This is a genomic window from Aurantiacibacter flavus (genome assembly GCF_039710615.1).
In the GTDB taxonomy this organism is placed as follows: Bacteria; Pseudomonadota; Alphaproteobacteria; order Sphingomonadales; family Sphingomonadaceae; genus Alteraurantiacibacter; species Alteraurantiacibacter flavus.
Map to the genome: position 1 here is coordinate 49,070 of NZ_JBDLBR010000008.1, position 12,048 is coordinate 61,117.

At 64.2% G+C, this 12,048-nt stretch carries 8 protein-coding genes and 1 pseudogene; 3 read left to right on the top strand and 6 right to left on the bottom strand.

Annotated elements, in window-relative coordinates:
• Nucleotides 1–18 precede the first annotated feature (18 nt).
• From ABDJ38_RS16375 to ABDJ38_RS16390, 4 genes and pseudogenes are all read right to left on the bottom strand, one after another.
• Nucleotides 19–1,191 (bottom strand): annotated as a pseudogene (locus ABDJ38_RS16375) (IS3 family transposase).
• Between the two features lie 304 nt (nucleotides 1,192–1,495).
• On the bottom strand, nucleotides 1,496–2,863 hold the full coding sequence (locus tag ABDJ38_RS16380) for an efflux transporter outer membrane subunit (RefSeq protein WP_346786208.1): 1,368 nt from the start codon (nucleotides 2,861–2,863) through the stop codon (nucleotides 1,496–1,498).
• Nucleotides 2,860–5,991 (bottom strand): efflux RND transporter permease subunit, encoded by a 3,132-nt coding sequence (locus tag ABDJ38_RS16385; protein WP_346786209.1) that lies wholly within the window; start codon nucleotides 5,989–5,991, stop codon nucleotides 2,860–2,862. The genes ABDJ38_RS16380 and ABDJ38_RS16385 overlap by 4 nt, the downstream gene beginning before the upstream one ends.
• On the bottom strand, nucleotides 5,981–7,072 hold the full coding sequence (locus ABDJ38_RS16390) for an efflux RND transporter periplasmic adaptor subunit (protein ID WP_346786210.1): 1,092 nt from the start codon (nucleotides 7,070–7,072) through the stop codon (nucleotides 5,981–5,983). The genes ABDJ38_RS16385 and ABDJ38_RS16390 overlap by 11 nt, the downstream gene beginning before the upstream one ends.
• A gap of 324 nt (nucleotides 7,073–7,396) precedes the next feature.
• Here ABDJ38_RS16390 and ABDJ38_RS16395 point away from each other — a divergent pair, with 324 nt between their 5' ends.
• On the top strand, nucleotides 7,397–8,029 hold the full coding sequence (locus ABDJ38_RS16395; protein WP_346786211.1) for a tyrosine-type recombinase/integrase: 633 nt from the start codon (nucleotides 7,397–7,399) through the stop codon (nucleotides 8,027–8,029).
• 681 nt (nucleotides 8,030–8,710) lie between these two features.
• Here the strand turns inward: ABDJ38_RS16395 and ABDJ38_RS16400 are convergent.
• The gene (locus ABDJ38_RS16400) at nucleotides 8,711–9,472 is read right to left on the bottom strand and encodes an SDR family oxidoreductase (RefSeq protein ID WP_346786212.1); all 762 of its coding nucleotides are present in this window, start codon (nucleotides 9,470–9,472) and stop codon (nucleotides 8,711–8,713) included.
• Nucleotides 9,469–10,350, bottom strand: a complete 882-nt coding sequence (locus ABDJ38_RS16405) for an SDR family oxidoreductase (RefSeq protein WP_346786213.1) — start codon at nucleotides 10,348–10,350, stop codon at nucleotides 9,469–9,471. The genes ABDJ38_RS16400 and ABDJ38_RS16405 overlap by 4 nt, the downstream gene beginning before the upstream one ends.
• Nucleotides 10,351–10,457: 107 nt before the next feature.
• Between ABDJ38_RS16405 and ABDJ38_RS16410 the strand changes: the two genes are divergently transcribed.
• Both ABDJ38_RS16410 and ABDJ38_RS16415 read left to right on the top strand, forming a co-directional pair.
• On the top strand, nucleotides 10,458–11,372 hold the full coding sequence (locus tag ABDJ38_RS16410) for a LysR family transcriptional regulator (RefSeq protein WP_346786215.1): 915 nt from the start codon (nucleotides 10,458–10,460) through the stop codon (nucleotides 11,370–11,372).
• Between the two features lie 63 nt (nucleotides 11,373–11,435).
• On the top strand, nucleotides 11,436–12,048 hold a 613-nt coding region (locus ABDJ38_RS16415; protein ID WP_346786216.1), incomplete at its 3' end, for a transposase.

Here is a 12,048-nt window from a genome sequence, read left to right on the forward strand (position 1 = left end):
TCCCCTGATGGTTACCATTCAGAGGTAGAGTCTCGCTTCTTCATGATTGATGTTTGATGGTATGGCAACGTGTCTGGGGGCATGCCCCCAGACACGTTCGCCGGCGATCTCGGCGGGGGTCTTCCCGCCCAGTTTCGAGTGTGGCCTGACCGTGTTGTAATCGTGCCGCCAGGCAGCCAGCACGAACCGGGCGTGCGCGAGCGAGGTGAACAGCGTTTCGTTGAGGCATTCGTCCCGCAGTCGGCCGTTGGAAGCGAAGCTGGTCAAAGGCCAACCTCTCGACGAAGCCGTTCTGCATCGGCTTGCCGGGAGCGATGTAATGCCACTCGACCCGGCGCTCCTGCGACCAGCGCAGGATGGCCGACGAGGTCAGTTCGGTGCCATTGTCGCTGACCACCGTATGCGGCTTGCCGCGGATCCCGATCAGGCTGGTCAGTTCCCGGGCGACCCGCGCGCCTGACAGCGACGTGTCGGCCACCAGCGCGAGGCACTCCCGCGAGAAGTCGTCGACCACGCACAAGATGCGGAACCGGCGACCGCACACGAGGCTGTCGGAGACGAAGTCGAGCGACCAACGCTGGTTCGGGCCATCCGGCAGCACCCTCGGTGCCCGCGTGCCCAGTGCCCGTTTGCGACCGCCACGGCGACGGACCCGCAGCCCTTCCTCGCGGTAGATGCGCAGCAGCTTCTTGTGGTTGGGACTCATGCCTTCCCGTGTCAGCAGGTAGCCCAGGCGACGATAGCCGAACCGGCGACGTTCCGCCGCCAGTTCGCGCAACCGTTGCCGCAGCGGCCCGTCATCCGGCCTCGTCGGCACATAACGAATGACCCTACGGCTCACGCCAACCAGACTGCACGCCAGACGCTCGCTCAGCCCGTGCTGCTCACGGGCGTGGGCGACGGCTTCCGGCTTCGCGCCGGGCGTCACCATTTTTTTGATGCCAGATCCTTCAGCACCACGTTGTCGAGCATCGCCTCGGCCAGCAGCTTCTTCAGCCGGGCATTCTCCTGCTCAAGCGTACGCAACCGACGGGCATCGGACACTTCCAGCCCGCCGAACTTCGACTTCCACTTGTAGGAGGTCGCTGAGCTGATCCCGTGGCGGCGGCAAACCTCCGCCGTCGCCATGCCCGCTTCCTGATCCTTCAAGATCGCAATGATCTGTTCTTCGCTGAACCTGCTGCGCTTCATTCTCGTCCGACTCCTTTACGTCGGACTCTACCAAAAACCGGTCACATTTCAGGGGAGCACGTCATGGCCGAGATAACTATCCCTAGACTGACGATCGGATGTCGCCAATGCGGACGATCCGGAAAGTCTCCTATCGGGTCGCAGAATGGGATAACGGACGTTCCCGATGGCTAACCGGCGTGTCAGCTTCACGCCCCAATTATGGTCGTTTATCCATGTGCTCGCCTCTTCCGAAAGCTGTCATTTCCTTCGAGCGGTCGAAATCCGAGCTGGCCCCACACGCGCCATCCTCGGTGCAATATCCCTAAGCCTCTGAGGGCCCGCTACCCGGCGCGCCGATTGCCGCGTGGAATGACACGAACGAGGTCGCAAGCGCCGCCTGGCTGTCGATCAGCGACTGGCGGCTGCCGATCAGCTGGCGCTGCGCGTCGAGCACGTCGAACAGGGTCGCAAGCCCTTCGCGGTAGAGCGCGTCCGATTGTTCGAGCGCAGCCTCGCTCTGCTCGATCGCTTCGCTGAGCGCCGCGATACGCTGGCTGTTGGCATCGAGCGAGACGAGCGCGTTTTCGACCTCGCCCAAGGCTTCGAGGAAGGTCAGGCGGTATTCGCCGAAGCGCGCGTCAGCCTCCGCCTCGGCGGCTTCGACTTCCGCGCGCCTGCGCCCGCCGTCGAACAGCGGAACGTCGAGCGCGGCGCCGATGGTGGCGATGAATTCGTCGAGGATGCCGCCGATAGATCCATCGCCGAGCACGATGCTGCCCGGAATGATCAGCGATGGTCGCAGATCGGCCTGCTCGACCCCGACGCTTGCCGAGGCGCGCAGCAGCGCCGCCTCGGCCGCGAGCACATCGGCCCGCCGGCGCAGCAGGTCCGCAGGCGTGCCCGCTGGCGGCCCGCCGGCATAATCGGGCATCGTGTGCTGGCCCGGTGCAGGCGGCGGAGCGAACAGCCCCGGCGACTGGCCTAGCAGGATCGCCAGCCGGTTGGCTGCGCCCGCCCGCGCAATCTCGATCAGGCCGCGCCGCGCACGCGTCTGCGCGAGGTCCGCTGCCGCGCGGCGCACATCGAGATTGGCAGCGAGCCCCGCCTCGAACCGCAGCGTCACGACCCTGAGCGTACGCTCCTGCAAGTCAGTCGATTGCGTCAGCAGCTCCAGCTGCGCGCCGGTGCGGCGATAATCGATATATTGCGCGGCGATGGCGGCGGCGACCAGCCTGCGCTGGTCGGCGAGGATATACTCCGCCTGCGCATAGTCGGCGGCTGCGGCGCGGATCTGCGCTGAGAGGCGCCCCGAGATATCCGGATCGAACGTACCCAGCAGGCCGATGCTGGCCGAATCGCTGTCGGAGGTGTCGAGGCCGATCGCCGCGTCCGCTGCGCCGTCGAGGCGCGGCAGGCGATCCGCACGCTCCGCCTGCAGCAGCGCATCCGCCGCGCGCAGACGGTCGCGCGCGATAGCGATGTCGAGATTGGCGGCGAGGCCCTGCTCGACCAGATCGTTGAGCACCGGATCGCCGAACCCCTGCCACCAGTTCTCCGCCACCCCGCTGGGCGGCAGATCGCCCCCATAGGCCTGCGGCGCGATGACCGGACGATCGACCGGATAGGGATCGAGCGAGACGCAGGCCGACAGCGCCACGGCGGCCGACAGGAGAGTAAGACTGCGGATCATGCGGGCGCCACCGTCATGTCCTCGTCCAGAGAATCGATCTCCTCGCGCAGCTTGGCGAGGTCGACGCTGCGCGGCTGGCCGAAGCGGGCGATAGCGAGATAGAGCACCGGGGTCAGGAACAGCGTGAAGATGCTGGCAATGCCAAGCCCGCCGAAGATCACCCAGCCGATCGACTGGCGGGCCTCGGCCCCCGCGCCGTTGGCGAGGATGAGCGGCAGCGCGCCGATCACGGTGGAGATCAGCGTCATGGTGATCGGTCGCAGGCGGATCGCGGCGGCTTCCTCTACCGCTTCGCGCACGCTGCGGCCCTGATGGCGCAACTGGTCCGCAAACTCCACGATCAGCACCCCGTTCTTGGCCATCAGACCGATCAGCATCACCAGCCCGATCTGCGAATAGATGTTGAGCGATACGCCCGACAGGAACAGCGCGAACACTGCTGCGGCCAGTGCAAAGGGGACGGTGAGCAGCACCACCAGCGCGCTCGTGAGGCTTTCGAACTGCGCGACTAGCACCAGAAAGACGATGGCAAGGGCGAAGCCGTAGGTCAGCGCCAGCGCGTTGGAGCTTTCCTCCAGGCTTTCCGCATCGCCCTGCAGCAGCATGTCAATATCCTCGGCCACTGTCTCCTCGGCCAACCGCTCGATCTCGTCGACCGCGTCGCGCAGCGGTGTGCCCGCCGCGATGTCGGCGTCGACCTCGATCGCGCGGCGCTGTTCGGTCCGGTCGAGTTCGGCGGCAATCCCCTCTTCGACGATCGTGGTAAGCGCCGCCAGCGGCACCAGAGTGTTGCTACCCGCCTCACCGCCCGATCCGCGGACATAGAGATTGCGCAAGTCATTGGGGTTAGTCACGCTGACCGCCTGTGCGGTGAGGAAGATCGGCACCGCCTGATCGCCCACGTTCAGATCGACCAGTTCCTCTCCGCCCACCATCGCCCGCAGCGTCTGCGACAGGTCGTTGAGATCCACGCCCAGGTCCGACGCGCGCTGGCGATCGATCCGGACGGAGAGCTGCGGCTGGGTCGGCTGATAGGAGATTTCGGCGTTCGAGAGGATGTCCGACTGCGTGTCGATCGCGGTCGCAAGCGCATCCGCACTGTCGTAGATCCGGTCGTATTCGGGGCCGGTCAGCGCGACCTCCAGCCCTTCGCCGCCGCCGCCAAAGCTGAGCGTGCCGCGCCCGCGCGCATTGGTGCGCGATCCGGGAATCTCCGCAAGCGGGCCGTTCAGTTCCTGCACGATCTCGGTCTGGCTGCGATCCCGCTCGCCCCAGTCGGCCAGCTGCGCGGTCACACGCACGCGGTTGGGATCGTAGCGGCCGACAATGGAAAAGGTGCTCTCGATCTCGCCGCTGTCGAGAAAAGGCTGGAGCGCCTGCTCGATCTCGTCCAGCTCGCGATCCATGAAGGCGAGGCCGACGCCATCGGGGCCGGTCGCATCGACCGTGACGACCCCTCGATCCTCGTCCGGCACCAGTTCGTTATCGAGCTGGGTGTAGAGGAACCCGGCGAGCCCCGCGACCAGCACCGAGCCGATGATGATTGCACGCGGCGCATCGAGCGCGCGCTTCAGCAGGCGGTCATAGCGCCTGGTGACGGCGGTGCCGAAGCGCGACAGGAGGCTCTTGCCGGCTTCATCGCCGTTTGCCTCGTCACTCGTCAGATCGAACTTCGCGGCTAGCGCGGGCACCAGCGACAGCGCGACGAAGCTGGACAAGATCACCGCGACTGCCAGCACGAAGCCGAATTCGCGGAACAGCCGCCCGGTCTCCGACGGCAGGAAGCTGATCGGCACGAAGACGGAGACGAGCACCGCAGTGGTCGCTACGACCGCGAAGAACACCTGCCGCGTGCCGACCACCGCCGCCGCGCGCCTGCCCAGTCCCTTGTTCTGCAACCGCTGGCAGTTCTCCAGCACCACGATCGCGTCGTCGACGATCAGCCCCGTCGCCAGCACCAGAGCCAGCAGGGTGAGCAGGTTGATCGAGAAGCCCATCAGCCAGATGCCCGCGATCACGCCCACCAGCGCGACGGGAATGGTCGTGCTCGGGACCATTGTGGGACGCCACGCACGGAAGAAGATCAGCATAGTGGCGACCACCACCAGAACCGTAAAGCCGAGCGTGATCAACACCTCGCGCACCGAAGTGCGGATGAACTCGGCATCGTCGGACACGATTTCGACCTCGACATCGTCGAACCGCCGGTTGACCCGCTCGACCGCCTGCCGGATCGAGTCCGAAATCTCGATCGTGTTGGAACTGGCCTGCCGCACCACGCCCAGTCCGATGATCGGCCGCCCGTCCAGCCGCACGAAGTTGCTGGCATTGGCGGGCGCGAAGCCGACCTGCGCGACATCGCCGACCCGCACATTGCCGCTGATGATCACGCTTTCGATCCGGTCGGGCTCGGTCGCGCTGGCATCGGCGCGCACGACGAGGCTCTGCGCGTCGGAGCGGAACGAGCCGACCGGCACGTCGAACGGAGCATTCTCCAGCGCATCGGCGACATCGGTCAGCGTCAGCCCGAAGCGGTTCAGGCGCAGCGGATCGACCGCGACGCGCATCTGCCGCTCGCGCGCGCCGAACGGATCGATGCTGGCGACGCCCTCTGCGGCAAGCAGTTCGGGAATGATGTCGTTGTCGACGAGCCGGGTCAGCTCGGCCTGATCATAAGCACCGCTCAGCACCGCGAGCGTCATGATCGGCTGCGCGTCCTGATCGGCCTTCACCACCGTCACCTGCTCGACGCGCTCGGGCAGGTCGCGCTGCGTCCGGCTGACCGCCTCGCGCACATCGGTTGCCGCTGTATCGAGATCGACACCGGGGTTGAACTCGATCCGGATGCGCGAATTGTTTTCCTCGCTCGAAGAGCTGATCTGGCGCACGCCCGAAACGCGCGCGACCGCATCTTCCAGAATGCTGGTGACCTCCGCGTCCATCGTTTCGGGCGCGGCGCCGGGCAGGGTGGTTGTGACCGAGACGATCGGTCGGTCGACATTGGGCAGCTCGCGCACCTCTACGCCGACCAACGCGGCGATTCCTGCCATCACGATCAGCAGGTTGAGCACGCCGATGAGCAGCGGTCGCTTGACCGCTAGCATGGGCAGATCGGACCTAGTTGCCATCGCCGCCGCGCGTCGGCGCCTGCTTGACGCGGACATCCTGTTCGGGCTGGCGCGCCTGGCGGACGAGGCGGATGTCCTGCCCGTCGCGCACCTTCTGCACGCCCTCCACAATGACCCGGTCGTTGCGGGAAATCGGCCCGTCGACGAACACCCGGCCATCGCGGCGCGAGGTGATGGTGACGGGCACGCGCAGGGCCTTGCCGTCGCGCACCAGAAACAGGTGCGATCCTTCGCCACCCCACACGATCGCCTCTTCGGGCACTGCGGCGCGCATCGTGCCGCGCTGGGTGAACTGGACGCGGAAGCTCATGCCGGGTCGCAGCTTGTCATCGCGATTGGGGATGGCGGTGCGCACGATGAAATCGCGGCTGTCCTGCGACACCCGGTTGTCGGTCGCTATCACTTCGGCCTTGATCGTGCGGTCGGGTTCGGAGAATGGCGTCACCTCGACGCTCTCCCCCCGGTCGAGCCCCGCGAAGACCTCCTCGGGGGCCGGGAAATCGACGTAGAGCGTGCCGCGCTTATCGATCTGCGTGATCGGAGTCGAGCCATCGACCCGGTCCCCCACGTCGATCTCGGTCAGGCCGACATGGCCGGAAAAGGGTGCGCGCACCGTGCGGTCGGCAAGTGCGGTCTGCGCCTGGCGCAGCTGAACCCGCGCCGCCGCGAGCGACGTTTCGCCCGCCTCGATCTGGCTTTCGGAGATTGCGCCGGTATCCTCGATCCGGCGGTAGCGGCCAAGCAGCTGGTCCGCCTCGCGCACCGATACGCGCGCCGCCTCGACATCAAGGCGCTCTGCCCGGTCGTCGAGCTGGAGCAGCGGCGCCCCCTGCCGCACGTAGTCGCCCGCGCTGAACATGACCCGTGTGACGCGCCCGGCCGTCTCGGGGAAAAGTTCGGCGGCGGTCGCCGCGCGGGCGGTGCCGATCGCATCGAACTGCGAGATTTCGGGCAGAAAGCGCACTTCCTGTGCGACGACCGGCACTGCCTCTGCCGTTCGCTCTTCCTCGACGCTCCCGCAGGCCGCGAGCAGCGGACCAATACTGACGAGCGCCAATATTTTGAGATGAAGCCGGGACATCGTGTTCCTGTTTATGGGCGCCGATTAATTGGCGAAAGGCTTTCCGGGTTCGCTACCCAGTTCGCTACACCGGCTATAGGCGGCGCGCGCGCGAGGCAAAGACTTTCGAATATGGTTCGCATTGCATTCGACTCGATGCGTTCCCGGTTTGCACTACCGTCATGCGGTTCCCGAGATTCGCCTCGATGATTCGCAGACGGACTGCTGATCGAATGGCTGCTTCAGCTTCAGATCAGGCAAATCCGGACAGATCGCTCTCGGCCCAAAAAGTTACATACTTCAGACAATCTTCCTCAAGGCCAATCTCGGCCGAGGAGAAGAACCATGGGATACTCTCGATTTGACCAGGCGATGCAGGGCCGTGCAGCGTGGAATGCTGGTAAGAATGTCGGGACTAAGCGCCCACTAACTCAGAAGCAGAACTGGGCGATCCGCTTTCATCTCGATCGCGAAGGACGGCTGCGGGACAAGGCGCTTTTCGATCTCGCCATCGACAGAAAACTGCGCGGTTGCGATCTCGTCAAAATCAAGATTGGTGACATCGTCGCAGGCTCCGATGTTCGTACCCGTGCGATCGTCATCCAGCTGAAGACCAACCGGCCTGTCCAATTCGAACTCACGGCGGATGTGCGAGCGACGCTGATCGCGTGGCTGGAGCGGCGTGGCGGAACGGCAAGCGACTACCTGTTCCCAAGTCGCATCGATCATGCCAACCATATGAGCACCCGCCAGTATGCTCGACTGGTCGACGAGTGGGTAACAGCCATCGGCTTGCGAAAAGCGGAATACGGCACACACTCATTTCGGCGCACGAAAGCCGCCAAGATTTATCGAGCCACGAGCAACATTCGCGCGATCCAAATCCTTCTTGGTCACACCAAGATCGAGAACACGGTCCGGTATCTCGGCGTCGATGTCGAGGATGCTTTGCTTCTTGCGGAGCGCACCGAAATCTGACTCACCATGCGGTCGACCGGCAATGCTGGTCGACCGCTTTCAAGGCGCGAACTGCGTGACGTGATCGGCGATTATTAGGGCGGGAAGCAGACGTCGCAATCCGGGCCAGTCCCAGTCCAAAGGGTGTAGAATTTTGATCCCCGAACGTCCGCAGATGCATCCAAATCTATGGTATCAATCCTAACTCCCGTCTTCTCTGCGAAGTTAAGGACCTGCGCAACTCGCTGCGCGATCTGCTCTTCTTTCAGTGCGACCGGCAGCTTCGCGTAAACGAACCCGCTCTCTGCTCCGTCGAGGTCCACCGCGTTGAATGTCTCAAGGCCTAGCCTCATTGCGGCATGCTGACTGGGATCGCCTGCGAGATAGAAGGTGAGCCAACCATCATCTCCAAGAGCTGGATCTTCTCGTGCGTTCGCAATGGCTATTCGATCAATCATGCAATGAGATTGCCAACTCACCATTAATGCCCACAAATAGGTCGTTAACCGAACGGCAGCTTTCGAGCCTCCCAATCTTCGAAGCGGCCTGTCCGCGACCGGCCCAATAATTGCCCTGAACGGTAAGAGCTTCTACAATCCAAACGAATTGAAGTGTCCGCGAACAGACTGAAGAACTGACCCGTTCCAAGCTGTTGAGTGCAAAGAAAATTGCTGGCGGCTGCATCGGCCGCCAGCATTTGTGTCAACGGGCTTGCGCTAGCGCTATAGCGTCCGCACCCGCAGGTATATGGGTTAACGCACGATTATCGGTAACAGCTAGCCACACCGCTTCCGCGACATCATCGGCCGATGTGACCGGCCCGGTGTCGGACTGCCATCCTGCGAAGACGCGCTCGGCACGCGGGGCGTAGGGTTCGGGGATGGCCCCATCCATGCGGTCGCTCGCATTGGCGGCGAAGCTGGTGCCAGGTGCACGGCCCGGTAGAACGGTTCGAACGCGAATGCCGAAGGGTTCCAGCTCGATCGCAACGCTGTCGCTCCACGCATTCACCGCCGCCTTGCTCGCGGTGTAGATCGAAAGCAGCGGCAGCGGGGCGTAGGTCACCGAGGAGGTGACGTTCACGATCGTCCCGCCCCCGCGCTCGCGCATCTGCGGCAGGACGGCCTGCGTCATCGCGATCGTGCCCAAGGTGTTCGTTTCGAACAGCTCGCGCGCGACCGGGATCGGCGTGCCTTCTACGGCGCCGAGCAATCCGATCCCGGCATTGTTGACCAGTGCATCGATCGGTCCCGCCGCGTCGACCGCCTGCGCAATACTCTGCGGATCGGTGACGTCGAGCGTGATCACCCGGGTGCGGTCGGATGGCGGCAGAATATTCTCGCGTGGTTCGCGCATCGTGGCGACGACGTTCCAACCGCGATTTGCGAAGAGGGTGGCGCTCGCCAGGCCGAAGCCTGACGAACAACCGGTGATGAGTATCGTGGAAATTGGAATTCCTTTCAATTGGTCTCGGGGGGGCAGGCCGCCAGAGCTTCGGCGGTCTCACGGTAATCATGCAGGGAGCGGCCGAGCATTGCGGTCAGGCGGTCAGTATCGCCGCGCTCCGGGATCATCCCGTGACTTACGTAACGCTCGGCCATCAGGCGCATTTCATATGCCTGCCAGGCCGGCATGAAGCCGGCCATATTCTCCTCGAACCCGCTGGGATCGTCCCCGCCATAGGCGATCGGACGGCCCAGGACGTCGGACCAGATGGCGGCAACGCCTTCGCCGGTGAGGGTTTCGGGGCCAACCACGTTGATCGTCTCGATCGGCAACGGACCATCCGCTTCGTGGCGGCGAACCAGTTCGATCGCGGCGATTTCGGCAATGTCGCGGGCATCGACCATGGCGACGCCCTTGCTACCGATCGGCATCGGATAGACGCCGTGGTTTGCGATCACGTCCTTCACCATAACCTCGTTGTCGATGAAATAGGTCGGTCGCAGGATCGTGGCGCCGAAATCCATCTGCTCCAGCATCCGCTCGGCCCCGCGTTTGACCGCGAAATGGGGCACGTTCACGGCCCCCTCGGCATCGAAGACCGAGAGATAGACGATCCGGTCGATCCCCATCTCCCGCGCGACGTTCAGCGTGACGATCGCCTGCGTAAACTCGTCGCCGGTAACGGCGTTGAGCAGGAACAGCGTCGATACGCCGGACATGGCCGAACGCAGTGCAGCGAGATCGAGCAGGTCGCCCCCGGCCACCTCTACGCGCTCTGGGAAGTCGGCCTTCGCGGGATCGCGGGTCAGCACGCGAACGGGTGCGCCACGCTGCACCAGTTGATCGACGACATGGCGGCCGACGCGGCCGGTGGCTCCGGTAACAAGAATGGTCATGATAGTGTCTCCTCGGATTTGCGTTGTTGACGAGGAGAAGATGGTCGATCCATATGCGGTCCACTAGTCGTGCAATCTAAACGCACCGTCTCACAGGTGGAACACTTATGGATTTGATGGCACTTGCCGACTTTACACTGGTCGCGCGACATGGGGGCTTCGGCAAAGCCGCCCGTGCTGCGAACCGCCCCAAGGCGACGCTGTCGCGGCGCGTGGCCGAACTGGAGTCGAGCCTCGACCTACGCCTGTTCGAACGCGGGCCGCGCGACCTGAAGCTGACCGAGGAAGGACGGGCCCTCTCCGAACGCGCGGGCGCATTGCTGGCCGAGTTGGAGGAGACGACCCGGTCAATAGCATCGGGCGGCGACCAGCCCCGTGGGACGCTGCGGATCAGCGCGCCGCTGCTGTTCTCGCAGACCGCGATGGGCCGTCTGGCGGCGGAGTTTGCGCTTCACTATCCCGAAGTGCGCCTTGAGGTAACTAGCGACGACAGGCCCGTTGATATGATCGAAGAGGGGTATGACCTTGCCATCCGCGTCAATCCCGATCCGGACGCATCGTTGGTTGGCCGCGCTTTCCTGCATGATAGGTTGGTGGTGGTAGGCGCGCCCCATTTTTCACGGCCCGGTAGCGGGCCAGTGCGCGCTGTCGTCCGCAGCAACGACAGGTCGGACACCTGGCTGATCGGCACGCCTGAGGGCGAGTCGAGCGTCTCCGTCGAACCGGTCCTGCAGCTGTCTTCGCTCGTTACGATCCGCGATGCCGTCCGCATAGGCGCCGGTCTCGCTCGGCTGCCCATCTCACTGGTTGTGAGCGATTTGAAGTCAGGCCGGCTTGTCCACTGGGGAGATGTGGTCAAATCGGACATCGCGCTGTGGGCACTCTATCCATCCCGTCGCCTTCTAAGCGCCCGAGTGTCGGCGTTCCTCGATCTGCTGAAATCCGCCTTCCCGACTGGTACCCCCGAGGAACTGGCGGCCTATCTGACAGAGGACTGGCTTCGCGATGACAACGCGGAGTAGCAGCTACGCCAAACGCGAGCGCTGGTCTCCATCATTGGTTCGCAAGCAAGCGGAGACGTTGGTATGATGGGCGAGCGGACGGTGATGCAGGAGGCGCTGTTCTACAGCTTCCGTATCGAGGACCACGTGCCGGTCGATCACCTGCTGCGCGCGATCGACCGGTTCGTCGATCTGTCCGGTATCCGCGAGCACCTGAAGCCGTTCTACAGCGCGACTGGGCGGCCCTCGATCGATCCCGAGCTGATGATCCGGATGCTGATCATCGGCTATTGCATGGGCATTCGCTCGGAGCGGCGGCTGTGCGAGGAGGTGCATCTCAACCTCGCCTATCGCTGGTTCTGCCGGCTTGATCTGGATGGCGCTGTGCCCGATCACTCGACCTTCTCGAAGAACCGTCACGGCCGGTTTCGCGACAGCGATCTGTTGCGCAAGCTGTTCGAGCTGACCGTCGAGCGCTGCATGGCCGAAGGGTTGGTGGGCGCCGAGGGGTTCGCGGTCGATGCCAGCCTGATCCGCGCCGATGTTCGCCGACAGCGTTCGGTGCCAGGAGAAAAAGGTCTTCCGTCCGAAGCGGCGGGCCGCGCTGTCGCCGAGTATCTCGAGGTGCTCGACGATGCCGCGTTCGGCGGGGCGACGCCGGTCACGCCCAAGCGCATCAACCTGACCGACCCAGCAT